Source organism: Janthinobacterium sp. SUN128, from assembly GCF_030587275.1.
GTDB lineage: Bacteria > Pseudomonadota > Gammaproteobacteria > Burkholderiales > Burkholderiaceae_D > Janthinobacterium > Janthinobacterium lividum.
The window spans coordinates 64,350-89,142 of sequence record NZ_JAPWHY010000007.1 but is presented as its reverse complement, the minus strand read 5'-3'; the positions used below and the strand labels follow the sequence as shown (position 1 = coordinate 89,142).

The 24,793-nt window shown below is 64.0% G+C and carries 25 protein-coding genes; 13 read left to right on the top strand and 12 right to left on the bottom strand.

Annotated features, from left to right (window positions below):
* Positions 1-21 precede the first annotated feature (21 nt).
* From O3297_RS27495 to O3297_RS27470, 6 genes are all read right to left on the bottom strand, one after another.
* A complete protein-coding gene (locus O3297_RS27495; protein WP_305051083.1) occupies positions 22-3,717 on the bottom strand; it encodes a tubulin-like doman-containing protein in 3,696 nt (1,231 codons plus the stop codon).
* Positions 3,718-3,753: 36 nt separating this feature from the next.
* Positions 3,754-4,206, bottom strand: a complete 453-nt coding sequence (locus O3297_RS27490; RefSeq protein ID WP_099390023.1) for a hypothetical protein — start codon at positions 4,204-4,206, stop codon at positions 3,754-3,756.
* Positions 4,207-4,250: 44 nt separating this feature from the next.
* On the bottom strand, positions 4,251-5,726 hold the full coding sequence (locus O3297_RS27485; protein WP_305051080.1) for a hypothetical protein: 1,476 nt from the start codon (positions 5,724-5,726) through the stop codon (positions 4,251-4,253).
* Positions 5,723-7,207 carry a hypothetical protein gene (locus O3297_RS27480; protein WP_305051078.1) on the bottom strand — a complete coding sequence of 495 codons (1,485 nt, stop codon included), beginning with the start codon at positions 7,205-7,207 and terminating at the stop codon, positions 5,723-5,725. Before O3297_RS27480 ends, O3297_RS27485 begins: the two co-directional genes overlap by 4 nt.
* 126 nt (positions 7,208-7,333) lie before the next feature.
* Positions 7,334-7,816 carry a D-glycero-beta-D-manno-heptose 1-phosphate adenylyltransferase gene (gene rfaE2 / locus O3297_RS27475; protein WP_305051076.1) on the bottom strand — a complete coding sequence of 161 codons (483 nt, stop codon included), beginning with the start codon at positions 7,814-7,816 and terminating at the stop codon, positions 7,334-7,336.
* A 43-nt stretch (positions 7,817-7,859) separates the two neighbouring features.
* On the bottom strand, positions 7,860-8,099 hold the full coding sequence (locus O3297_RS27470) for a DUF3717 domain-containing protein (protein ID WP_034785368.1): 240 nt from the start codon (positions 8,097-8,099) through the stop codon (positions 7,860-7,862).
* Between the two features lie 134 nt (positions 8,100-8,233).
* On the opposite strand from O3297_RS27470, the gene O3297_RS27465 reads away from it, so the two are divergent.
* The 8 genes from O3297_RS27465 (at position 8,234) to O3297_RS27430 (ending at position 13,377) form a co-directional block, all read left to right on the top strand.
* Entirely contained in the window at positions 8,234-9,172 is a 939-nt protein-coding gene (locus O3297_RS27465) for a hydrogen peroxide-inducible genes activator (RefSeq protein WP_305051075.1), read from the top strand.
* 77 nt (positions 9,173-9,249) lie between these two features.
* Positions 9,250-10,104: a 4-hydroxybenzoate octaprenyltransferase gene (gene ubiA / locus O3297_RS27460; protein WP_034784859.1), complete on the top strand. Its 855-nt coding sequence runs from the start codon at positions 9,250-9,252 to the stop codon at positions 10,102-10,104.
* Positions 10,105-10,212: 108 nt separating this feature from the next.
* On the top strand, positions 10,213-10,569 hold the full coding sequence (locus O3297_RS27455) for a YqjD family protein (protein WP_034784857.1): 357 nt from the start codon (positions 10,213-10,215) through the stop codon (positions 10,567-10,569).
* A gap of 67 nt (positions 10,570-10,636) precedes the next feature.
* Positions 10,637-11,023: a phage holin family protein gene (locus tag O3297_RS27450; protein ID WP_034784855.1), complete on the top strand. Its 387-nt coding sequence runs from the start codon at positions 10,637-10,639 to the stop codon at positions 11,021-11,023.
* Complete coding sequence (locus O3297_RS27445) at positions 11,020-11,367, top strand: hypothetical protein (RefSeq protein WP_034784854.1); 348 nt, start codon at positions 11,020-11,022, stop codon at positions 11,365-11,367. The genes O3297_RS27450 and O3297_RS27445 overlap by 4 nt, the downstream gene beginning before the upstream one ends.
* 89 nt (positions 11,368-11,456) lie before the next feature.
* Positions 11,457-12,014, top strand: a complete 558-nt coding sequence (locus O3297_RS27440; protein WP_092612870.1) for a DUF3455 domain-containing protein — start codon at positions 11,457-11,459, stop codon at positions 12,012-12,014.
* Positions 12,015-12,106: 92 nt separating this feature from the next.
* Entirely contained in the window at positions 12,107-12,664 is a 558-nt protein-coding gene (locus O3297_RS27435; protein ID WP_092613087.1) for a sigma-70 family RNA polymerase sigma factor, read from the top strand.
* Positions 12,661-13,377, top strand: coding sequence for an anti-sigma factor domain-containing protein (locus O3297_RS27430; protein ID WP_305051072.1), 717 nt, complete (start codon positions 12,661-12,663; stop codon positions 13,375-13,377). Before O3297_RS27435 ends, O3297_RS27430 begins: the two co-directional genes overlap by 4 nt.
* Here the strand turns inward: O3297_RS27430 and proC are convergent, their stop codons facing one another.
* Together proC and O3297_RS27420 are read right to left on the bottom strand one after the other, a co-directional pair.
* Entirely contained in the window at positions 13,378-14,208 is an 831-nt protein-coding gene (gene proC / locus O3297_RS27425) for a pyrroline-5-carboxylate reductase (RefSeq protein WP_034784843.1), read from the bottom strand.
* A 22-nt stretch (positions 14,209-14,230) separates the two neighbouring features.
* The gene (locus O3297_RS27420) at positions 14,231-14,932 is read right to left on the bottom strand and encodes a YggS family pyridoxal phosphate-dependent enzyme (protein ID WP_305051069.1); all 702 of its coding nucleotides are present in this window, start codon (positions 14,930-14,932) and stop codon (positions 14,231-14,233) included.
* A gap of 70 nt (positions 14,933-15,002) precedes the next feature.
* Between O3297_RS27420 and O3297_RS27415 the strand changes: the two genes are divergently transcribed.
* From O3297_RS27415 to O3297_RS27400, 4 genes are all read left to right on the top strand, one after another.
* Positions 15,003-16,046 carry a type IV pilus twitching motility protein PilT gene (locus O3297_RS27415; protein WP_070258779.1) on the top strand — a complete coding sequence of 348 codons (1,044 nt, stop codon included), beginning with the start codon at positions 15,003-15,005 and terminating at the stop codon, positions 16,044-16,046.
* A gap of 3 nt (positions 16,047-16,049) precedes the next feature.
* Positions 16,050-17,189, top strand: a complete 1,140-nt coding sequence (locus O3297_RS27410; protein WP_305051067.1) for a PilT/PilU family type 4a pilus ATPase — start codon at positions 16,050-16,052, stop codon at positions 17,187-17,189.
* A 1-nt stretch (position 17,190) separates the two neighbouring features.
* Positions 17,191-17,676 carry a glutathione peroxidase gene (locus tag O3297_RS27405; protein WP_092612859.1) on the top strand — a complete coding sequence of 162 codons (486 nt, stop codon included), beginning with the start codon at positions 17,191-17,193 and terminating at the stop codon, positions 17,674-17,676.
* Between the two features lie 186 nt (positions 17,677-17,862).
* On the top strand, positions 17,863-19,974 hold the full coding sequence (locus tag O3297_RS27400; protein WP_305051064.1) for a bifunctional diguanylate cyclase/phosphodiesterase: 2,112 nt from the start codon (positions 17,863-17,865) through the stop codon (positions 19,972-19,974).
* Here O3297_RS27400 and glcF read toward each other — a convergent pair.
* From glcF to O3297_RS27385, 3 genes are read right to left on the bottom strand one after another with little or no spacing between them, the layout of a single operon-like run.
* A complete protein-coding gene (glcF, locus tag O3297_RS27395) occupies positions 19,967-21,205 on the bottom strand; it encodes a glycolate oxidase subunit GlcF (protein ID WP_305051063.1) in 1,239 nt (412 codons plus the stop codon). The two genes, O3297_RS27400 and glcF, sit on opposite strands and share 8 nt — an antisense overlap.
* Positions 21,206-21,211: 6 nt before the next feature.
* Complete coding sequence (gene glcE, locus O3297_RS27390; RefSeq protein WP_305051062.1) at positions 21,212-22,282, bottom strand: glycolate oxidase subunit GlcE; 1,071 nt, start codon at positions 22,280-22,282, stop codon at positions 21,212-21,214.
* A gap of 16 nt (positions 22,283-22,298) precedes the next feature.
* On the bottom strand, positions 22,299-23,789 hold the full coding sequence (locus tag O3297_RS27385; protein WP_176374703.1) for an FAD-linked oxidase C-terminal domain-containing protein: 1,491 nt from the start codon (positions 23,787-23,789) through the stop codon (positions 22,299-22,301).
* Between the two features lie 151 nt (positions 23,790-23,940).
* On the opposite strand from O3297_RS27385, the gene O3297_RS27380 reads away from it, so the two are divergent.
* A complete protein-coding gene (locus O3297_RS27380; protein WP_034784827.1) occupies positions 23,941-24,495 on the top strand; it encodes a cob(I)yrinic acid a,c-diamide adenosyltransferase in 555 nt (184 codons plus the stop codon).
* Positions 24,496-24,558: 63 nt separating this feature from the next.
* Here the strand turns inward: O3297_RS27380 and O3297_RS27375 are convergent, their stop codons facing one another.
* Positions 24,559-24,747, bottom strand: coding sequence for a hypothetical protein (locus O3297_RS27375; RefSeq protein ID WP_034749095.1), 189 nt, complete (start codon positions 24,745-24,747; stop codon positions 24,559-24,561).
* Positions 24,748-24,793 lie beyond the last annotated feature (46 nt).

Sequence of the window (24,793 nt, the reverse complement as noted above, 5' to 3'; positions counted from 1 at the left end):
ATTCCAACGTCATTCCAGCGTTCACAGAGGCGGCGGCATCAACGGTGGCGGCGCGCCGAGGAACAAAGGCGCCAGTTCGGGGAACTGGGCCAGGTCGGCCCAGGCCGGCAAGCCGGCGCGCCACACCTTGGTGGTGCTTGGTGCGACTTGCCCTGCCTGCACGTACTGCACGATCTGCTGGGCCGTGAACGGTCCCTGCTGCTGGCCGTTGATACCCAGGAAATACTGGTATTCCACCAGCGGCGGCGGCATGCCGCCCAGCGGTGGTGGCATGCCGAACGCGGTTGCCGCAGGGGCAGCGGCCGCACCTGCCGGGCGCAGCAATTGCTCGAGGCGCCCCGCTTCCAGCATTTCCCCCTTGATCGCATATTTCAGGCGGGGCTGGCCGTCCGCTTCCGGCTCGCGCACTTCCCAGTCGTAGGCATCGCTGTCGGAGTCGCCGATGACGTTCGCCCACTCCTTCAGCCGTCCCAGCAAGGCTTGCACCGTGTGGTCGAGCTCGTCGCTGGCCATGCCCTTGCGGCGCGCCGACTCGCGCAGGCGCGCGCCCACTTCGGCGGAAATGGCGCTGCCAAAACCGATGTACGGCAGCTGCGAGCCATCGGCTTGCGCCACCAGCTTGGGCGCATACACGCCCCGCTCGTAGTATTTTGCCAGCGCGGCCATGGCCGCCGTCTGCACGGCATCAAGCGCCGTCAATTTTTCTTCGATGCGCAGGGCGATATTTTTCTCGTACGAGGCAGGCATGCCATTCTGGCGGATGGCCCGTTCATTGCCGATGCGGCGCAAGTCGCCCGGTTCGACGGCAAACTGGTACTGGCCCGGCGGCACGACCCGGCCCGTGTGGCGTGTCAGCACGCCCAGCATGATCGCTTGCAGGAATTCGCCGAAGTCTTCCGCCAGACGCTTCATCTCGTCCGTGTTCGGCGCGATCGGGTGCGTGAATTGCGTCGGATCGATGTGCGTATGGGTCGGCGCCTTGTCGTTGTCGCCTTCCTTGCGGTAACTGGTGCGCCAGCCTTCCAGGCCGCGCAGCACCGTCATCGGCACGCCGGCCAGTTCGCAATAGCAGACAGCACGCCCGCGGATGCCCGTCTCGACGATTTCCAGCTGGCTCACCGTGATGCCCACCTGGGTCGGCACGCACGATTCGAGCTCGGCGCCGAACTTCGCCTTGAAGGCGGCCGCGTTGGCCACGCCGATCACGCACTTGAACTGGTCCGACACGACCGTGAAATCGCCCGCCATGTTGGCGTCGATCCACGGCATGGAGCAGGCCAGCAGCTTGCGGAAACGGTCCAGGCGTTCGGACACATCCATCTGTTCCAGCGCTTCGAACAGCGGGTCGGGCGTGCTCGTCGCCCCTTCGGCCAGGCCAGCCGTGGCGATCATGTTTTCCGCCATGCGCGTGACCTTGGCCAGGATCAAGCCCCGCTGCGCCGGTTCGCCCAGCATGGGGAACAGCGCTTTCGAGCCGCCCATGTCCTTGAACGCTTCATCGGCCCACTGGCGCAAGGTGGCCGCCGATGGCAGCGCAATGTCTTTTTCCGTGACGGGAATGACGATCAGGGTCGCGTGTTCCTTGTCCAGGTCCTTTTGCAGGATGGTATTGGCCGTCTTCAATTCCGCCAGCATGGCCAGCACGCCTTCGCGGCCCGTTTGCAGCTCGCCCACGAGGCCATTCCACTGCGCGCGGCCTTGTGCGTCGACGCCGATACGGTTGCCCAGCCAGCGCGACAGTTCGCCCAGCAGCAGCACGGACTCGTCCGCCGCCTTGGCGCGCAAATGGAATTTCAGGGCATTCGCCATTTCCGTGCGCAGATGGTCCATCACCACGCCCGCCTGCTTTTCGCCATTGCTGAGGAAGCCGAAGGCGCTGCGCGTCTGCTCCAGGTTGTTCAGCAGGCGCTCGTATTCGCGCGAGCGCACGGCTTCCTTGATTTCACGGTAACGCTCGGCATTGTTGCCGATCTGCGCCGTCAAGCCGCTGCCCGGCGCCTCGATACGGTCCTTGATCTGTTCCACCAGCGACAGCACGTATTCGAGGCCGCCGAATTCCTTGTTGTCCAGGTAGCCATACAGCTGGTCGCGCACGACCTTCTTGACGTCTTCCAGCACTTCGCGGCGGCGCTTGCTGATGCGGTCTTCCGTCGTGTCGGCCGTGGAATCCTGGTCGCGCACGGCGTCGCGTTCCAGGTGCTTCATGGCGTCGCGCACCTGCGCCGGCCATTCGCTGCGGTCAAAGCCCGTGCGGATATCGTTGATGCGCGTATTGACGCGGTTTTCCACGCCGGCCAGCAAGTGGCCATGGCGGTCTTCCAGCAATTCGTCGACGACGCGGAAATCGATGAAGTCGCCGCTGGAACGCTTCAGTTCAATGCTCTTGTCGGAAAACTCGGGGAAATCGCTGAACGGCGTGCCCTTCAGGAACATATTGGCAGCGAGGAAATTATCGCGCTGCGTATCCGTGGCACGGTTGGCGCCCGCATCCGTGCCGCCCACGCCAAAGAATGCTTGCAGCATGGCGCCGGCCCAGCGGTGGGCCCGCTCGTCGCGCGCCGCTTCCTGGCGCGTATCGAGCACGGCCATGCCGAACGAGGAAAAGCGCTTCGAGAAATACAGCCGCATGTCGCCGAAGCGGTCTTGCGGCACGGGCGCGTTGTACAGCGAGTTCTTGTGCTGCGCCTGGTTGACGGCGATCGAACGCTTGGCGCGCGCGAAGTCGGCCGAGGCGAAATCCTCGAACAGCGAATCGGCCACCATATGGTAGACGTCGCTGACATCCTTGGTGTGCTGCTGGGCAAGGTTGCCCGAATCGATCAGGTAAACCTCGCTGTATGGCTCGCGCGTCAGTTCCGGGCGGTCATACGCATCCCAGCGGCCCACATAGCCCTTGTTGCCCATCATGGCCGATTCCAGTTCCATCAGCGCCGCGTAGCCGTTGGCTTCGACCCGGTCCTTGTTGGCCTTGGTGTAGCCGGTCGGCAAGAACAGCATCAGCTCGACGTCGGCCGCGCCCACTTCGCTGCGCGCCAGCCAGCGCGCCAGCAAGCCCATGTCCAGGAAGGAACCGGAACCCGTGCCGCCCGCCACGGAACCGACGATGACGATGCGGAAACGGTTCGTTTCCATGCGCAAACCCAGTTCGGCCAGCTGGCGCTCGTGCGACAGGCCCGCTTTCAGGGCTTTCAGTTTCAAGCGGATCTTGTCGCGGATCTTGGCATACTTGTCGAAGAAATACAGGCGCGAGACGGCGCGGATCTGGCCGGCGCCGCTGCTCATGTCGAAGCGCAGTTCGCGGATGCGCTGCGGCGTCAGCGGCAGCCATTCCTTAATGTGCGGATACTTCTCCAGGGAATCTTCATCGCGGCTGTACTTGTCCATGTCGAACGATTCGACCACCTTGTCGTCGTCCGTGAACTTCACCTGGTCGAACTGCAAGTCCTTCGCCTGCGACTCGCCGCTTTCGATCACGGCGCCATTGTCGAGGTCGAAATGGATGAATTGCGCGATGGGAAAGTCGGCCAGGCCCTCGATGCGCGTGCGGTTGCCCGCGCCGCCCCACAAGGTGTTGAGGATGCGCCGGCGCACGCGCATCAGCACCTGCATGCCCGTGCCGCCGATGCCGATGAACAGGGTCGGGCGCAGTTCGATGATCTTGTCCTGCTTGCGCTCGCTGGCGCCGCCGGTGATGGTTTGGTTCAGGTTCTCTGCCATGGTGATTCCTTCGATGATGCGTGCAACGGCGTGTTCTTAGCGGCGGCTGGAGGTAAATGTCAGCAACAGGGCAACCAGGCCCACCAGCACCAGCGGTCCCATGAACAGTGGCGCAAGGAATTTATGCGCGTTCACGGCGGCCAGCACGACACCGGTCGCCAGGCTGGCCAGGAAGATGAACAGCCACCAGCCCGAGGCATTGGCCTTGTTCGGCGGCACGCGCTTGGCCACCAGGCCATTCGCGTAGGCATTCTTGGCAAAGAAAAAGGCGATAAACAGCAGCAACAGCACCACGCCGCCGACCAGGGTGTCGCGCGACGAGGTATCGGTCGTCCCGGCCGCATCGAACGCGGGCGCCGGTTCCGTGGTGGCAGTGGCGGTGGCGGCGCTGGCCGCGGATGCGTCGGCGGCCGGTGGTGCGGATGCCGGAGCCGTTACCGGGGCCGGCAAGGTAAAACCTGCGTTGTCTTTTGGAGTGTCTTGCGCCATGGTATGCCTCTATTAAATGGAAGGAATTTTTAAGGAATCTGTGTTCAGGCCAGGGTCAAGGTATGGCCTTCGGCCACGCGCACGACGGCCGGCTTGCCCAGGCCACGCTTGAGTTCGCCAATGTCGCGGCCGTCATCGTCGCGGATCTGCACGCTTTTAAATGGTTTTAATAACACTTGCCGCTGCACGCCGTCGGTCATCACCTTGTAGCGCGTGGCGCGCGTGCCGACCAGGCCCAGCGCCAGCAAGCCCAGCACGAGCGCCAGCACGCCGCCCAGTATCACCAGCACGGGCAGCAGCGGATACTGTATGCGCACCAGCAACGGTATCGTTGCCTGCGAGGCGCGCACGCTGTCGGGCGGCGTAAACATGCTGGATATCGGGTCGCCAGGGAACAATTCCTGCAAATCCTTGCCAAAGCTGGACGCCAGCGCCAGCCGCTGTTCCGACAGGCCCACCTGGGCCTGCATGGGCAGCATCACCTGCTTGCCCATGGCGGCGATCGCCTGCGCCGACCACGGCGACGGAATTTGCGCCATCGGCAGCGCAAACTGTACCTGCACGGACTGGCTGGCGCCCGGCTGCAGCTGGCGGATTTGATCTGGCGCAACGTGCAAGGGCGCGTTCTGCCCGGCCAGGCTGGCGTGCACCCTGGCGCTGTCGATCACGTACGGGAAAAACATGTTTTGCAAGGACGCCTGCAGCACCACTTGCGGCACCAGGTTCGCCGCATCGACGTCGAGCACGATGGTGCGGCCGTCGCGGCCCAGGCTGGCGTGCACGTTGGCGCTGTTCTTGACGGACTGGGGCACGATGCGCACGGCATCCTGGTCCACCGGTTTCAGGCGCGCGGGCGGGCGCGTCAACACTTGCGACAGCCGCCCTTCGGCCAGGATGCGGGTCAACGCCTCGGACGCCGGCTGGCCATACGCCAGTGCATACACCATCAAGCCCCTGGCGCTGTACAGCTTGCCCTGCACGGGCATGCGCAGTGGAAACACCACCGTCTTGGTGATCGACGGCTCCAGATGCAGCAAGCGGTAAAAGTCGCGGTTGCGCTCGGCCGTCTGGCTGTCGTTGTTCGGGCTGTTCTTGTTATTCGTAAAGATCCACACGATGCCGGACGCGGACTGGAACGGCCCCGTGATGGTCTTCGTGACGGCTTCCTGGAAATCCGTGTCGGCCAGCGCGCCGCCGGCGCTCTTGCGCGCCAGGCCGAGATTGGCCAGCTGTCCCGCCACGCCCGCGCCGCCCTGCCCTTGCCCCAGCAGCGACGGCGACACGTGCGCGCCGCTGCTCTGGCTGAAGGCCAGCGTATAGACCTTGTCGGACGGGCTCGTCGCGGCCTGCGCCACGGCGCCCACCAGGGCTTTCAGTTGCGAATGTTCATCCGTGTAAAACGGCTCCATCCAGCCCGAGTTTTGCACGAGGAACGCTTGCTGGATGCCGGCCGCCTGCACGCTGGCGCTGGCGAAGGAGAGGAAGGCGGCGCCGGCCGCGATCAGGACGCGCGCCTTCATGCCTGCAAGGCCCAGCCATCGATGCGCGACAGCAGCGGGTGATACGCCCACAAGGTGCCTTCATGGACAAACAGGCGCACGCGCCACGGCTCGCTGACGGCAAAGGTATGAAACACGGTTTCGCGCAACTCATCGTCCTGTACCAGCTGGGCCGCCAGGCGCTCGTTCGAACGCAGCACGCTCGACAAGCCGGCGCTGGTGGCAAACTTCACGCCAAAGACGCTGCTGCCGGCACCCGATTCCAGCAAGGGCATGACAGCCTGGTTCTTGCCGCCATCGTCGCCATGTTCCGGCTCTTCCCACGGCGCTGTTTTCAGCTTGGTGGCGAAGCGGTAATTGAAGCTGCCCGAACACAGGCGCGGCGCCAGCGCGTCGGCCCGTTCGGACTGCGCGCCCAGTTTCACGTAGACATAGGTGCCGCGGCCACGCTCGAAGCACAGCTGCCACAGGCCGCCATCGCGCGACACGTACGGGCTGCCGAATTCGAAATGCGGCACCAGCCCTTCGGGCCAAGGCGTAAACGAAGCGGCCACGTTGCCGTCCGGCTGCAATTGCAGGCGCAGCTGACCATTGGCGCAGGGCCACACGGCCATGCGGTTGTAGGCCACGGGCGCGCTGACGGTACCCAGCTCAACCATGCTGTCGAGCAGCACATCGCTGCCCGGCTTCTGTTGCGCGTCAAGGTTGACGAAGCGGATGCGGCCATCGTCGTCGCGCAGCGGCGCCCACAAACGGTTCTGGAACCAGACGGGCGCGGCCGCGCACGGCGCGCCGCCCACATGCTCGACCACGTAGGTGAGCGAAGGCACGTCGGGGCGGATGCAGGCGAGGCCATGGCTGGTCGGCAAGACCAGCACGCTGTTGAACTCCGGCACCAGCTCGGCGCGCCAGGCGCCGTGGGCCAGGTCCGATTCGGCCAGCAAGCTACCATAGTCGGGGTCCAGCGCCAGCCAGCGTTTCGAGGCGGGCAGCCAGGCGTGCAGGACGGCCTTGCGCGGGTCGAGCGCCAGCAGCGCAGGTGCGCTGGTGCCGAACTGCGCGGAAAAGAATTCGTATTCGCCGGGCGGCGGCATGGGCAGCGAAGCATCGGCTTGCGCATGCTCTTCGCGGGCGCGCTGGTCGGCCAGTTTCAGGGGCACGCTGGCCTGGCGCAAGCCGGCCGGGCCCGCTGGCGGCACGTCGCTGACGGGATATGCGCCGTAGGGCGGCACCCAGGGCGGCGTGGCGGCCGTGTCGGGCGGCACTTGCAAGGCCGCGCCCGAGGCGGGGTCGAACGAAAATTCGGGCGGAAATTGCCGCACGGGCGCGCCGGCGGCTGCGGGCAGGCGCCGCGCGAGCATCAGCTTGCCGATATCGGCATGGCTCACCAAGGGCGAGACGTTCTGGCCGTCCGCGCTGCGCTGCATGCTCCACGCGCCATCGTCATCCACGTGCCAGGCGCCGGAGGGCAGTGGCCAATCCCCAGAAGTTTTATGATCCATTTATTTTCTATGACAAGCAATGCATTCAGACGGTGGAACGTGCTGGGGCTGACGAAACGAGGTCGCAGCCCTGGCAGTTCTCATAGTAACGTCTTTTTATCTGTATGGAAACATTGACGAGCTTCCTCAGCCCTGCTGCGTCCGCACTTTCGTCAACAGCTTGGTGGTCGAACGGTCGTGCTCGAAATCGATGGCCACGGCCTGGCCGCCATACGCCAGCACGGCCTTGCCTTCCGGAATGGCCGCCATGTCGTAGTCGCCGCCCTTGGCATAGATTTCCGGTTCGACCTCCTGCACCACTTCCAGGGCGCTGTCTTCCGAGAACGGCACGACCAGGCTCACCGCTTCCAGCGCAGCCAGCACGGCCATGCGGTCTTCGCAGCTGTTCAGGGGGCGGTCATCGCCCTTCCCCAGGCGTTTCACTGAAGCATCGGTATTCACGGCAACGATCAGCGAGGCGCCCAGCGCGCGCGCCTGCGCCAGATACGTTACGTGGCCACGGTGCAAAATGTCGAACACGCCGTTCGTCACCACCATCGGTTTCGGCAGGGCCGCGGCGCGGGCGCGCAATTCGTCACGGCCGCACAGTTTGTTTTCAAAATCAGGCATGGATATCTCTTGTTGGGTTAAATAGGGTGACGTACGGTCACGCTCAGGCGTGACTATCGCCTTGGATGCCGCCGGCATCCCGGCGCCAGGCATCGATCAAGGCCACGACTGCCGGGTCCAGCCCTTCTTCGGCGATGCGATCTTGCCGGTAGTAAATCATCAGCGCATACACGCCGGCCAGGCGGCTGACGGACGGCGACAGCGCATATTCATTGCCGCGCGCCGGTTGCCTGGCACGCCAGTAATTAATTGCCGCTTCCAGCGCCTGCAGGTGCAATTCCATCGCCATCTCCCTTCGCTGCCCGGTCCCGCATTATAGGGGGCGATCCGCTACAATACGCCATCGGCGCCACAGTTTCACGTTTGCGCCACCTTTCATTCATTGCAAGTAAGCACTTCCTGTGTTTCAATCAACCTATGACACTGACTGAACTGAAATATATCGTTGCAGTCGCGCGAGCGAAGCACTTCGGCCATGCCGCCGAAGCTTGCTTCGTTGCCCAGCCCACCCTGTCAGTGGCCATCAAGAAACTCGAAGACGAATTGGGCGTGGTCCTGTTCGAACGGGGCGGCGCGGAAATCTCCGTCACGCCACTGGGCGCGCAGATCATTGCGCAAGCCGAGCGCGTGCTGGAACAGACGGCCGCCATCAAGGAACTCGCCAAGCAAAACAAGGATCCGCTGGCCGGCCCCCTGCGCCTGGGCGTGATCTACACGATCGGCCCCTACCTGCTGCCGCCGCTGGTCAAGGCCATGATAGACCAGGTACCGCAGATGCCCTTGATCTTGCAGGAAAACTTCACGGTTCGCCTGCTCGAATTGCTGCGCCAGGGCGAACTGGACGTGGCCATCATGGCCCTGCCCCTGCCCGACCACGGCATGGCCATGCAGGAACTGTATGACGAACCGTTCGTTGTCGCCATGCCGCGCCAGCATCCATGGACGGCGCGCGAGAAAATCGCCGCGCAAGACTTGAAATCGGAAACCATGCTGCTGCTGGGCAATGGCCACTGTTTCCGCGACCAGGTACTGGAAGTGTGCCCCGAAATGGCGCGTTTTTCCTCGCCCGGCAATGGCATGCAGCGCACGTTTGAGGGTTCCTCGCTGGAAACCATCCGCCACATGGTGGCCAGCGGCATCGGCCTGACGGTCTTGCCGCGCGCCTCCGTTGCGAATATGCACGCCACCGACGGCATGCTCGAATACCGGCCCTTCGCCGCCCCCGTGCCATCGCGCCGCGTGGTGATGCTGTGGCGCAAGAGCTTTACGCGCAAGGCCGCCATCGACGCCCTGTGCGCAGCCATCGCCAGCTGCAACTTGCCGGGCATTACGCCGCTCTGCGAGGACGAAGACTAGCGCCCCAGGCGCAAAATAGTACATTTACATACTATTTGCGATAATCGACCTTTCTCTTCAACAAGATCGAGTCTTCCATGAACAAGCTGGCGCTGTATTTCCGCCTGATACGGCTGGACAAGCCTATCGGTACCGTATTGCTGCTGTGGCCTACCCTGTGTGCGCTGTGGCTGGCGCAGCAGGGCGTGCCGGACTGGCGGCTGCTGCTCATCTTTACTCTTGGCACTTTCCTGATGCGCTCGGCAGGCTGCGCCATCAATGACTACGCCGACCAGGATATCGACAAATTCGTCAAGCGCACGGCCGAGCGTCCCATCACCAGCGGACGCATCAGCGGCAAGGAAGCGCTGGCCGTGGCTGGCGTGCTCACCGTCTTGGCCTTTTGCCTGATCCTGCCCCTCAACGCGCTGACCAAGCAGTTGTCGGTGGCCGCCGTCATCATCGCCGGCACCTATCCCTATTTCAAGCGTTTCTTTGCCATCCCGCAAGCGTATCTGGGCATCGCCTTCGGCTTCGGCATCCCCATGGGCTTTGCCGCCATCACGGATGCCGTGCCCGCCGTCGCCTGGTTGCTGCTGCTGGGCAATGTCTTCTGGGCCGTGGCCTACGATACGGAATACGCGATGGTCGACCGCGACGACGATCTGAAGATCGGCATCAAGACCTCAGCCATCACCTTTGGCCGCTACGACGTGGCCATCGTCATGGCCTGCTATGCCGTTTTCCTGCTGCTGTGGCTGGCATGCGGCTGGTACCTGGGCTTGCGTTACTGGTTCGTGGCGGGCTTGCTGGTGGCGGCCGGCTGCGCCGTTTACCACTACACCCTGATACGCGCACGCGAGCGTATGCCGTGTTTTGCGGCATTCCGGCATAATAACTGGCTAGGAGCGGCGGTGTTTGCGGGCGTGGTACTGGACTTTGCTTTCCGCTAAGCAAAAACCCTTGCGCCGCGGCAGCCCTTGAGGCGGCGCAAGACAGGCTTGGCCGCAGCTGCCTACACTGGTATTTCACTGTGCAGTTTCACTTCCATGAGGTAATACATGAGCTCGATACATACCGGAAAATCCAGCAGCGACAGCATCCTCGCCGACGCCGACAAGGCCCGCGACAAACTGGTCGGCGACCTGAAAACCGTCATCAATGAAGCGGAAGGCTGGCTCGATGGCGCCAAGGATCAGACGGGCGAGAACGTCAAAGCCGTCAAGGACAAGTTCATCGCCACCCTGGAAACGGCCAAGAAAGACTTGATCAAGCTGGAAGAAGATTTGCTCGAACGTACCAAGCAGGCGGCCAAGGCCACCGATGAATACGTGCAGGACAATCCATGGAAAGCCGTGGGCGCGGGCGCCGTCATCGGCGTGCTGTTCGGCCTGCTGCTTTCCTCGTCACGCCGCTAGATAGTAACGGCGCAGTACCGACGCAGCACCGACGGCGCAGGCCGTCTCCTGACGCGAAAGGCAGCATATGGCTATCTTGCACCATGTCGCCCAAGTCGCAGCGACCCTCGCCGCCATCGTCCAGACTCGTCTGGCCCTGGCGGCCGTGGAAATGGAAGAAGAGTCGCTGCGCTTCCTGTCCTATCTGGCGCTGGCCATGCTGGCACTGCTGTGCCTGTTTGTCGGCCTGGTCTTGATCGTGTTCCTCGTCATCGTGCTGTTCTGGGATACGCACCGCATCGCCGCCATCGCCATCACGGCCGCCGTCTTCATCGGCGCCGCCATCGCCACCCTGCTGGGCGTGCGCGCCAGTTTCCGCAGCAAGCCGAAACTGCTGTCCTTCACACTTTCCGAACTGAACAAAGACCTGGACGAGCTGCAACTGCTGGCGCGCCGGGGATCGGAGCGGCCATGACCACGCATCCCACCAAGTTATCGCATGTGCACACGGCCGCCAGCCTGGCGCAGCGACGCGACGCGCTGCTGGCCGAATGTGCGCTGCAGCGCCTGGCCCTGGGCGTGCAGACGCGCCAATTGCTGGAGCCTTTAACGGGCGGCAATCTGCGCCACACCCTGGCCACGCGCTTTAAAATTCCCCTGATGATAGGGGGCGCCGTGCTGGGTTTGCTGCTCGTGCGCCCGCGCCGTTTCCTGCCGCTGCTGCGGGCCAGCGGCGCGCTGCTCAAGCACGCCACCACCGCCATGCCCGTCGTGCTGGCCCTGGCGCGGCGTTTCAGCAAGAAAGAAACGCCGCCTTAGAATATTTTTCTCTGGCTGCATCCAAATGGCCAGCCCATGCGTAGTAATGGTATCAACCAGCCGGTTGAGCCAACTACCAGGAGTTCGCCATGCTTGCCACCATCGCCCCACGCCATACCGCCCCTTCGCTCACCGTGCTGTGCGCCGCCCTGCTCGTGGCCGCCTGTGCCCCCATGAGTGCCCGCTATTCGCAGGAACAATTACCGAATGCCGTCAAGGTGCCCGATGGCCACCAGGTAGCCATGCAAACGGTGGGCGTGGGCAAGATCGCCTACGAATGCAAGGCCAAGAAAGACATGACGGGCCATGAATGGGTCTTCGTGGGCCCGGACGCGGCCCTGAACGACCGCAGCGGGATGCAGGTCGGCACGTATGTCGGCCCACCCGCCACCTGGGCCAACCTGGATGGCTCGAAAGTGACGGCGACGCAAGTGGCCGTGGCGCCGGCCGGCGCCGGCAACATCCCGTATCAGCTGGTGAAAGCCAACCCGGCCACGGGCAGCGGCGCCATGCAGGGCGTCAGCTACATCCAGCGCGTGGCCACCAGCGGTGGCGTGGCGCCAAGCAGCCCCTGCGGCATGGAATCCGTCGGCACCAAGCAATGGGTGCCCTATCAAGCCGACTACATTTTCTGGAAGGCCGCATAAATCAGTGAAAGCGACGGTTGGCAAGCGGGTTTCTGGCCTATACTCGGCCTTGAAAACTTGCTAACCGTTTACTCTTGACGATTGCGCCAACCTTGCCAACGCTAGCCGCCCCTTACGATTACGATGCCGCCCTGCGCGCCTGCGCCCGGGGCGAGCAGCAGGCATTGCACGGTCTGTACCAGCAGGAAAGCCGCTACCTTCTGGGCGTGGCTCTGCGCATCGTGCGCCAGCGGGCCCTGGCCGAAGACGTGCTGCACGACGCCTTCCTGAATATCTGGCGCCGCGCCGGCAGCTTCGACGCCACGCGCGGCAGCGGCAAGGGCTGGATCTATGTGGTGGTGCGGCACCAGGCGCTGGACATGGCGCGCGCCCGCGCCCATGAACTGTCAGCCGACGAGGATACCGTGGAAACCCTGCTGCACCAACGCCAAGGCCACGACGCGGGCGAGGCCTATGCCGACCAGGCTGACCTGGGCAAGCTGCACGATTGCCTCGGCCACCTGGATGAAGCCAAGCGCAATAGCATCCTGTACGCCTACGTCGATGGCTGTTCCCACAGCGAAATCGCGCAGCGCCTGCAAGCGCCGCTGGGGACCGTCAAAGCCTGGGTCAAGCGGGGCCTGGCAGCCTTGCGGGAGTGCATGGGATGATCAACAGCGACGAGGAATTGCACAGGCTGGCCAGCGAATATGTGCTGGGCACATTGGCGCTGGCCGAACGCGCGGAAGTGGAACAGCGCTTGCCGCGCGATGCCGCCTTGCGCGACGCCGTCGATGCCTGGGAACAGCGCTTGCTGCCATTGACCAACCTGGCGCCGCCCGAAACGCCCTCGGCGCAACTGTGGCCGCGCATCAGCGCCAGCCTGTTCACGCCGAAAGCCGTGCAGCAGGCAGGCGGCTGGCAAGCGTGGTGGAACAGCCTGGCCTTCTGGAGACTGCTGGCCGGCGGCGGCCTGGTGGCGACAGCTGTGCTGGCCGTGCTGGTCAGCGTGCAACTGCAAGCGCCGGGAGGACCCGGTTATCTGGTGGTGCTGGTGGCGCCGCAGGATAAATCGCCGGGCTGGATCGTGCAGGCTGGCGGACGCGGCGGCAAGAACCGCGACCTGAGCCTGATCCCGCTGGGCCCGACAAACGTGCCGCAGCAAAAAGCCCTGCAATTCTGGACCAAGGGCAAGGATTGGGGCGCGCCTGTCTCGCTGGGCCTCGTCAAGCCGGGGCAAAGCCTCAAGTTGACCCTGGATAAGCTGCCGCCGCTGCAATCCGATCAACTGTTTGAAATCACCCTGGAGCCGGAAGCGGGCTCGCCAACGGGGCGGCCGACAGGACCGATTTTATACATAGGCCGCGCCGTCAAGGTGATCTAATTACTTCGACAGCTCGTCACCCATCTCGCGCCCCCGTTGCGCGGCCGCCTTGATGCCCTTGACGATGGCCGCTTTCACGCCGCTCTCTTCCATGCTGGTGAGTGCCGCATACGTCGTGCCGCCTTTCGACGTGACCCGCTCGCGCAGCAAGGACACGGGTTCGCTGGAATTGGCCGCCAGTTGCGCGGCGCCCGTAAAGGTGGCAATCGCCAGCTGCGTGCCCTGCTCGGGCGTCAAGCCCAGTTCGGCGGCTGCCTGCTGCATCGCCTCGATAAAGTAAAACACATAGGCGGGACCGCTGCCCGACACGGCCGTGACGGGGTCGATCTTGGCTTCGTCATCGAGCCAGACGGTCTGGCCGACGGCGCGCAGGATGGCGTCCGCCATCTTCTTCTGTTCCTCGCTCACGCCACTGCTGGCCACCATGCCCGTGATGCCCATGCCGATCAGGGCCGGCGTATTCGGCATGCAGCGCACGATGGCGGGGTAGTCGCCGAGCCAGCGCGACAGGTCTTGCGCGCGGATGCCGGCCGCGATCGACAGGATCAATGGCGCCCTATCCCCGTCGAGGAAAGGCAGCAACTGGGCCGCCACTTCGCGCATGCTTTGCGGTTTCACGGCCAGCACGATCACATCCACGCCCCGCAATGCCTCGCCCGCGGAAGCCGCCGTCGTGACGCCGAATTGCGCCTGCAGTTTTTCCAGCGCCGGCGCGTGCGGGTCGATCACGTGGATATTGCCGCCCAGGGTCAATTTGCCCGCCAGGCCCGCGATCAGGGCCGCCGCCATGTTGCCGCCGCCTACAAAGGCGATATTCAATTCTGTCGTCATGGTTATGCTTTCTGTCAATCAGTTAGGAATAGTTGCGGGAGCCGAAGATGGCGCTGCCCACGCGCACGATGGTGGCGCCCTCGAGCACGGCGGCGCGCAAGTCGGCCGACATGCCCATCGACAAGGTATCGAGCGCCAGCCCTTCGGCATTCAATTGTTCGTACAGCGCGCGCAATTGCGCAAAGGCAGCGCGCTGAAGCTGGAGCTCCGTTTCCGGCTCGGGGATGGCCATCAGGCCGCGCAAACGCAAGCGCGGCAGCTGCGCCACGGCGCGCGCCAGGGCCGGCAATTCGGCCGGCGTCACGCCGCTCTTGCTGGCCTCGCCGCTGATATTAACTTGCAGGCAGATATTCAGGTCCGGCAAGCCGGCCGGGCGCTGTTCGGACAGGCGCGCGGCGATCTTTTCCCGTTCCACCGTGTGCACCCAGTCGAAATGCTCGGCGATGGGGCGCGTCTTGTTGCTCTGGATGGGGCCGATGAAATGCCAGGCCGGGGCTTGCTGCGGTGCGGCTTCCTTCACAAAGGCAATCTTGACGAGCGCTTCCTGCAGATAGTTTTCGCCAAACGCCGCCTGGCCCGCGCGCATGGCTGCCAGCACGGCATCCGCGCCGAAGGTCTTCGAGACGGCCAGCAGGGTCACGTCGGCCGGCGCGCGCTGCGCGTCAGCGGCGGCCTGCGCAATACTGTCGCGCACGGCTTGCAAGTTCTGTTCGATTGTGGACATAATCATTTTCTAGTGTATAGGGGCGGCGGCACAGTGCGCCAGCCCATCAATGCAGGCACAGGGATTATAAATGGACATCTCCGAACTACTCGCTTTCTCCGTCAGCAACAAGGCTTCCGACTTGCACCTGTCTTCCGGCCTGCCGCCGATGATACGGGTCAACGGCGACGTGCGCCGCCTGAACGTGGCGCCGCTCGAGCACAAGGAAGTGCACAGCATGATCTACGACATCATGAACGACAGCCAGCGCAAGGCGTATGAAGAAGCGCTGGAATGCGATTTCTCGTTCGAGATTCCCGGCCTGGCCCGCTTCCGCGTCAACGCCTACAACCAGGAACGGGGTGCCTCGGCCGTGCTGCGCACGATTCCGTCGAAGGTGCTGACCCTGGAAGAACTCAACGCCCCGCGCATCTTCGGCGAACTGGCCATGCGTCCGCGGGGCCTCGTGCTGGTGACGGGACCGACGGGCTCCGGCAAGTCGACCACCCTGGCGGCCATGGTGAACCACGTCAACGAGCGCCTGAACCACCATATATTGACCATCGAAGACCCGATCGAATTCGTGCATGAACCGAAGAAATGCCTGATCAACCAGCGCGAAGTGGGCTCGCACACGCATTCGTTCAGCAATGCGCTGCGCTCGGCCCTGCGCGAAGACCCCGACGTGATTTTGGTGGGCGAATTGCGCGACCTGGAAACCATCCGCCTGGCGCTGACGGCGGCCGAGACGGGCCACCTCGTGTTCGGCACCCTGCATACCTCGTCGGCGGCGAAATCCATCGACCGCATCATCGACGTCTTCCCCGCCGAGGAAAAGGAAATGGTGCGCGCCATGCTGTCCGAATCCTTGCAAGCCGTCATTTCGCAGAACTTGCTGAAAACCAAGGATGGCGCGGGCCGCGTGGCCGCGCATGAAATCATGCTGGCCACGCCGGCCGTGCGCAACCTGATCCGCGAAGCGAAAGTAGCGCAAATGTATTCGGCCATCCAGACGGGCAGCAATGTGGGCATGCAGACCCTGGACCAGTGCCTCACCGACCTGGTGCGGCGCGGCACGATCTCGGCGGAAACGGCCCGCTCGGCCGCCAAGGCGCCTGAAAACTTCCCCGGATAAGCCATGCAGACGACGCACGAACACTATGGCGCCATGCACGCGCTGCTGGCGCAGATGCGCGCACGGGGCGGCTCGGACCTGTTCATCACGGCCGGCTTTCCGCCCGCCATCAAGCTCGACGGCAAGCTGACGCCGCTGGCTGGCGGCGCGCTCGACGCGCAGCAATCGGCCGGCTACGTGCGCGCCGTCATGAACGAACGCCAGGCGGCCGAATTCGCGTCCAGCCGCGAAGCCAATTTCGCCATCAGCCCGGAGGGGCTCGGACGTTTCCGCGTATCCGCCTTCGTGCAGATGGGCCAGGCAGGCATGGTCTTGCGCTTGATCAATACCGCCATCCCCACGCTCGATGGACTGGGTTTGCCCCCCATCCTGCAAGACATCGTGATGAGCAAGCGGGGCCTCGTCATCATGGTGGGCGCCACGGGCTGCGGCAAGTCGACCACACTGGCGGCCATGGTGGGCCACCGCAACGCGCACAGCCACGGCCACATCATCACCATCGAAGACCCCGTGGAATTCATCCATCCGCACGGCAACTGCATCGTCACCCAGCGCGAAGTGGGCGTCGATACGGACGACTGGGCCATAGCCCTGAAAAACACCCTGCGCCAGGCGCCCGACGTGATACAGATCGGCGAAATACGCGACCGCGACACCATGGACCACGCCATCGCGTTTGCCGAAACGGGCCATCTGTGCCTGGCGACCTTGCACGCGAACAACGCCAACCAGGCGCTGGACCGCATCATCAATTTCTTCCCCGAAGAGCGGCGCCAGCAATTGCTGATGGACCTGTCGCTGAATTTGAAGGGCATGATTTCGCAGCGATTGATTCCCAGCAAGGATGGCGGCGGACGCAAGGCGGCGCTGGAAATCCTGCTCAATTCGCCGCTGATGAGCGACCTGATCTTCAAGGGCCAGGTGCACGAGATCAAGGAACTGATGAAAAAATCGCGCGAGCATGGCATGCAAACCTTCGACCAGGCCCTGTTCGACCTGCACGAAGGGGGCGCCATCAGCTATGAAGACGCGCTGCGCAATGCGGACTCCGTCAACGACCTGCGCCTGACGATCAAACTCAAGGGCGCAACGGCGCCGGAACCGCCCCCGCAAACGGGCGCCACCAAACTGGGACTCCTCTGACATGACCAGCATCCACGATTTCCAGGCCGAGGCGCTCGACGGCACGCCGATCGACCTGGCGCAATACAAGGGCAAGGTGCTGCTGATCGTCAATACGGCCAGCGCCTGCGGCTTCACGCCGCAGTACCAGGGGCTCGAAGCGCTGTACCGCGAATTTCACGACCAGGGCCTGGTCGTGCTGGGTTTTCCCTGCAATCAATTCCGCCAGCAGGAACCGGGCTCGAATGCGGAGATCGGCGCCTTTTGCGAGAAAAACTTCGGCGTCACCTTCCCCCTGTTTGGCAAGGTCGACGTGAATGGCCCGCATACCCATCCCCTGTTTGCGCAATTAAAACAGGCGGCGCCCGGCATATTGGGCACGCAGTCGATCAAATGGAATTTCACCAAGTTTTTGGTGCGCAAGGATGGCAGCGTCTTTCGCCGCTATGCGACGGCCAGCAAACCGGCCAGTCTGGCAGCCGACATAAGGCAATTGCTACAGGAGTGAAAAATGCAATACTTTGATTTAAGACAACAATCATGCGAAATCTATAAAACTGCATTTATTTCATGCCTGATATCAATATTGTGTTTCAAATAGCAAATATCGGTGATAATGTTTACATAATTATTCGCAGATATCGATCATAAAACGATGCCAGTCTTTGGGAAAATATTATCTTCATGGATGCGGATGGGTAGTTATTCCCGCCTCTTCATCCCTATTACCTTCCTGATACTCGCCGTTTCCGCTGTTCGCTATCACGCCCTGCTGGGTACGGAAACGGCGCTGGCCAATGCGCGCTACCAGAGCGACGCCCGGCAACTCGACCTGTTCCTGGCCAATAGCGTGCTGCCGCTGGCCGTGCATACGGACCGGCATGCGATGCACGACAGCGTGCAGCAAGCGCTGCGCAGCGCCCTGCCACTGAACCGCAGCCTCGCCTCCGTGCGCTGGGATACGGCTGGCGCGCATGTCGAAGTGCTGGCTGACAACAAGCTGAGCGATACGCTGGCCGACGGCGTGCCGGCGTGGTTTGCGCGCCTGGCGGGCATGGCGGCCATCCGCAGCCGCCTGACGGTGGCGCTGCCGGACGGCGGCGACGGCATCCTCGACCTGCACTACACGCCCGGCCGGCCCCTGGCCCAGGTGTGGCAAAGGGTGCGCGAGCAGGCCGTACTCAGCACCATCAATATCGTCCTCGTCTTCCTCCTGCTGGGCTTGATCCTGGCCTCGCACCGCAAGCTGCTGGCGCGGCTCGTGCAAGCGACGGACCGCTTTCGCGATGGCAACTTCGCCGTGCGCCTGGCGGCTGGCGCCACACCCGAGGCGCAAGCCGTGTCGCAGTCGTTCAACGGCATGGCCGGCGATATCGAAGAACTGCTGACTTCGCTGAAAACCAGCCAGCGCCAGCTGGGCGAACAGCTGAACGAAACCGTGCACATGCAGCAGGCGCTGCAAAAGCTGTCCTGGCAAAACTACAATGACGTGCTGACGGGTCTACCCAACCGTGCCGCGCTGGCCGCCCGCTTCGAGCAGGAACTGTTCCTGGCGCGCGAACGCCAGCGCCTGCTGGCCGTCTGCCTGTTCGACCTCGACCATTTCCAGGCCATCAACGACCGCTACGGCGCAGAAGCGGGCGATGAAATCCTCAAGCAGGTGGCCGGCCGCCTGCACGCCTTTACGGGCCAGATCCATTACGCGGCGCGCCTGGGCGGCGATGAATTCGTCCTGCTGCTGTGCGGCCAGGCCAGCATCGCCAGCATCGAACAGAACATCACCCAATTGATGCAGGAACTGAGCCGCCCCTATCATTGCGACCAGCAGGCGCTGCACATGACGGCCAGCGTCGGCATCGCCGTCTACGCGGGCAAGGACCTGAATACGGAAAGCCTGCTGCGCCACGCCGACCACGCCGTCTACCAGGCCAAGCTGACGGGGCGCAACCAGTATCACTTCTTCGATACCAATCTCGATGAGGAAGTGCGCACCCACCACAACCAGCGCACGGAAGTGCGCCAGGCCCTGATCAATGGCGAACTGCGGCTGTACTACCAGCCCAAGGTGAATATGCGCGCCGGCACGGTGGTGGGCATGGAAGCGCTGCTGCGCTGGCAGCATCCACGCCGCGGCTTGCTGGCACCCGCGCAATTCCTGCCGCTGGTGGAACAGACGGATCTGATCATCGACATCGGCGAATGGGTGCTGCGCCAGGCCCTGTGGCAGATGCAGCGCTGGGTCGCTTGCGGCAAGCACTGGGTGGTCAGCGTGAATATCGCGGCGCGCCACTTCCAGCAACCGGACTTCGTCTCGCGCCTGGAAACCATCCTCGGCGAATTTCCCGGCGTGCGCGCCAGCATGCTGGAACTGGAAATCCTCGAATCGTCGGCCCTGCACGACATCGAAGACGTGCGCCGCATCATCCGCGCCTGCCAGGCGCTGGGCATCACGTTCGCGCTCGACGATTTTGGCACCGGCTACTCGTCGATGTCATACCTGAAACGCCTGCCGGCGAATATCGTCAAGATCGACCAGAGCTTCGTGCGCAACATGCTCAACGACCGCGACGACCTGCATCTGGTGCGCGCCGTCATCGGCCTGGCCCGGTCATTCAGCTTGACGGTGATCGCCGAAGGCGTGGAAAGCGTCGAGCATGGCGCGCGCCTGATCCAGCTGGGCTGCGACCTGGCCCAAGGCTACGGCATCGCCCGCCCCATGCCGGCCGACGCCGTGCTGGAGTGGGCCAACAATTTCATCCCTGCGCCGCAATGGCGCATCGCGCAATACAACGAAGTGCCTATTTGACCGGGGTCAAGGCGGAGTCGATCAATTCGATCCAGTGCCGCACGGGGGTCTCCGTGCCCGACTGCAGGTGGCTCAGGCAGCCGATATTCGCCGACACGATCATCTCCGGCTCGCACGCTTCCAGGTTCGCCACCTTGTTGTCGCGCAGCTGCTGCGACAGTGCCGGCTGCAGGATCGAATACGTGCCAGCCGAACCGCAGCACAGATGGCTGTCCGCGCACAGGCGCACGTCGACGCCGACGGCGCGCAAGACCTGCTCCACCTTGCCGCGCACCTGCTGGCCATGCTGCAGGGTGCATGGCGGGTGGTACGCCACTTTTTTGCCGATGCGCCCTTTCAGCAGCGCCGCCAGTTCCGCTTCGAAGGCGGGCATGATCTCGGACAAATCGCGCGTCAGTGCGGCGATGCGCCGCGCCTTCTCCGCATACTGCGCATCGTGCGCCAGCAGGTGGCCATATTCCTTCACCGTGGCGCCGCAGCCGGACGCCGTCATGACGATGGCTTCCGCGCTGTCCACGCAGTCTACGTAGGGCCACCAGGCGTCGATATTGCGGCGCATGTCGTCCAGCGCCGCTTCCTGGTCGTTCAGGTGATGGCGCAGCGCACCGCAGCAGCCCGCCTTCGGCGCGACGATCAGCTGCACGCCGAGCGCGTCGAGCACGCGCGCCGTGGCCGCGTTGATGTTCGGCGACATGGCCGGCTGCACGCAGCCGTCGAGCAGCAGCATGGTGCGCGCGTGCCGGCGCGCCGGCCATGCGCCAGCGGCGGCGCCGGGTCGCAATTTATCCTGCAAGCTTTTCGACAGCAGCGGCCGCAGCGCCTGCCCCGCCTTGTACACGGGCGTAAACAGCCAGCGGCGCGGCAAGGCTTCCTTCAGGGCGAAGCGCAAGGCCCGTTCGCGCAAGGGGCGCTGCACGCGCTGCTCGACGACGCTGCGCCCGATGTCGACCAGGCGACCGTACTGCACCCCGGACGGACAGGTGGACTCGCAGTTGCGGCAGGTCAGGCAGCGGTCCAGGTGCGTCTGCGTCTTGGCGGTGACGGGCGCGCCTTCGAGCACTTGCTTGATCAGATAGATGCGCCCGCGCGGGCCATCGAGTTCGTCGCCCAGCAGCTGGTAGGTGGGACAGGTGGCCGTGCAAAAGCCGCAATGCACGCAGGCGCGCAAAATGGCTTCGGCTTCGTCGCCTGCCGGCGTATTCTTGATGAAATCGGCGAGATTGGTTTGCATGCGCGCTCAATACATTCTGTGCGGGTTGAAGATGCCGGCCGGGTCGAAAGCCTGCCGCAGGCGCTGGTGGATGGTGGCCACGGCCGGCGCCAGCGGGTGGAACACGCCCACGGCCTTGTCGCCGCCGCGGAACAGGGTGGCGTGGCCGCCGGCGGCCGCTACGGCCTGGCGGATGTGCCGTGCGCCATCGGCATCGGCGCCGCCATCGAGCTTCAGCCAGCGCTGCGCCCCGCCCCACTCGATCAGCTGGCGCCCCTTCAAAATCATGGCGCTGGCGTGCGGCGGCAACGACAAGCGCCACAGGCTGCCCGCGCCAGTAAAGAAATCGTGCGTTTGCTCGCGCACGGACAGCCAGAAGGCGGCCGCGTCATCGGCTGCCAGCAGCTCGCCTTTCAAGGATTGCAGGGCCGCCGACACGGCCGCCTCGGCGCCGGACAGGCGCACCGTCAACACGCCGTCATGCCAGCAGCTAGCCGATATCGGCAGCGGCTTGCCAGCCCATTCATTGAGCATGCGCAAGGCGGCGATTTCCGCACAGGCCACGCGAAACGTCGCTTCGCGCAGCGGCAAGGGCAGCACTTTCAGCGACACTTCCAGGATCAGGCCCAGGGTGCCCAAGGACCCCGCCAGCAGGCGCGAGACATCGTAGCCGGCCACGTTCTTCATGACTTGCCCGCCAAACGCCAGGCGCTCGCCATGGCCATCCATCAGCACGGCGCCCAGCACAAAGTCACGCAAGGCTCCTGCGCTGGCCCGGCGCGGGCCGGACAAGGCGCTGGCGACGACGCCGCCCACCGTGGCGCCCTGGCCGAAGTGCGGCGGCTCGAATGCCAGCATCTGGTTGCGCGCGGCCAGCGCCGCCTCGATTTCCGCCAGCGGCGTGCCGCAGCGGGCCGTGATCACCAGCTCCGTCGGTTCATAGTCGATGATGCCCGCATACGCGCGCGTATCGAGCACCTCGCCTTCGAGCTGCTGGCCATACCAGTCTTTCGTGCCGCCGCCACGCAGGCGCAAGGGACTGCCCGCCGCGCTGGCCGCCAGGATCCGCTGCCTGAATTGTTCCGCTATCGCTTGCAAAGGAGTCTCCGGAAAATTAAAAACGGGGCAGGTTGGCGAACGGCAGCCGCCCCGCCGTCACATGCATCTTGCCGAATTCGGCGCAGCGGTTCAAGGTGGGAATCGCCTTGTCCGGGTTCAGCAAGGTATGGGGATCGAAGGCGCGCTTGACGGCAAAGAAGGCATCGAGTTCGGCGCGCGTAAACTGCACGCACATGGAATTGATCTTTTCCATGCCCACGCCATGTTCGCCCGTGATGGTGCCGCCCACGGCCACGCACAGGGCCAGGATGTCCGCGCCAAACGCTTCGGCGCGTTCGAATTCGCCGGGCATGTTGGCGTCGAACAGGATCAGGGGATGCAGATTGCCGTCGCCCGCGTGGAACACGTTCGCGCAGCGCAAGCCATGCGTCGTTTCCATGCCGGCGATACCCGTCAGCACTTCCGCCAGGCGCTTGCGCGGAATGGTGCCGTCCATGCAATAGTAGTCGGGCGAGATGCGCCCGGCGGCGGGAAAGGCGTTCTTGCGGCCGGACCAGAATTTCATGCGCTCCGCTTCCGACTGCGAGACGGCGATGGCGCTGGCGCCCGCCCCTTCCAGCACGGCCGTCATGCGGGCGATTTCCTCTTCCACTTCCTCGTGCGTGCCATCCGCTTCGCACAGCAAAATGGCGGCCGCGTCGATGTCGTAGCCGGCCTTGACGAATGGTTCGACCATGCGCGAGGAAGTCCGGTCCATCATTTCCAGCCCGGCCGGGATAATGCCGGCCGCGATCACGTTGGCAACCGCGTTGCCGCCCGTGACGACGTCGTCGAACGATGCCATGATGACCCTGGCCGTGGCCGGTTTCGGTATCAGTTTCACGGTCACTTCCGTGACGATGCCCAGCATGCCTTCGGAGCCGATGAAGACGGCCAGCAGGTCGAGGCCGGGAGCGTCCAGGCATTCGCCGCCCAGTTCCAGCACGTCGCCATCGATGGTGACGATGCGTACGCGCAGCACATTGTGCACGGTCAAGCCGTATTTGAGGCAATGCACGCCGCCCGAGTTTTCCGCCACGTTGCCGCCGATGCTGCAGGCGATCTGCGAGGAAGGATCGGGCGCGTAATACAGCGCGTGGGGCGCCGCCGCTTCGGAAATGGCCAGGTTGCGCACCCCCGGCTGCACCACGGCCGTGCGCGCATACGCATCGACGCGCACGATGCGGTTCAAACGCGCCGTCGACAGCACCACGCCATCGGCGATCGGCAAGGCACCGCCCGACAAACCCGTGCCGGCGCCGCGCGGCACGATCGGCACTTTCAATGCACGGCAGACGCCGAGGATGGCGATGACCTGTTCTTCCGTGTCCGGCAAGGTGACCACCATCGGCAGCTGGCGGTAGGCGGCCAGGCCATCGCATTCATACGGGCGCGTATCTTCCGCGTCGGACAGCACGCAGCGGGCCGGCAGCACGGCCAGCAGGGCCGCGACGACGGCTTGCTGGCGCGCGGCGGTCAATCCGGATTCAGGGGCAGCATTGAGCATAAGATGGAGGGCAAATGGGCATGGGCGTGCAACGATTGTAAGCACAAAAGTGGCGCGCGCCGCATTTTTTGTCCGATTTGCCCGCAAATCCGGGGCCAGGCGGCGCGCGGTGTCGTATGCTGCCCCCATTCTTCTTTACAGGATCGACATCATGGGCAACCGACTTTCGAAAATCGCCACGCGCACGGGCGACAATGGCAGCACCGGCCTGGGCGACGGCAGCCGCACCAGCAAGGACAGCGCCCGCATCCACGCCATGGGCGACGTGGACGAACTCAATTCGAACCTGGGACTGCTGCTGTGCGAAGCCATGCCCGACGCCTTGCGCGACGAGCTGGTGGCCATCCAGCACGATCTGTTCGACCTGGGCGGAGAAATCTGCATCCCCGGCTACCAGCTGATCAAGGAAGAGCACGTGCTGCGCCTCGACGACCTGCTGGCGAAATACAACGCGGACTTGCCGGCCCTCTCCGAATTCATCCTGCCGGCCGGCTCGCGCGCCGCTTCGCTGGCGCATGTGTGCCGCACCGTGTGCCGCCGCGCCGAACGCAGCATCGTCGCGCTGGCCAATGCGGAACCCCTCCACGAACATCCGCGCCAGTACGTGAACCGTCTGTCGGACCTGCTGTTCGTGCTGTCGCGCGTACTCAACCGCTTTGCCGGCGGCAGCGACGTGCTGTGGCGGCATGACCGCACGCGGGGATGACATAAAAAACGGCGATGCCTGTCAAACCGCATCGCCGTGCTTTACCAGCTGGCAGGGTGTTACTCAGCCGCAGGCCTGAAGACACACTTTATTGGCGCGGACGCATGAAGGAACACTGAACTCCATGACACAGGCATCGAGCGCCATATAGCACTCGGACTGGCATTCGGAAATGTCGGCGGTACTACTGGCCATCGCATACGAGGCGCTCACGCCCATGGCAAACAAAAAGAAACCCAGTTTTTTAAACATTGGTACTCCTTTGTGGAAATATCAGACGATGAGCAACATCCATGGC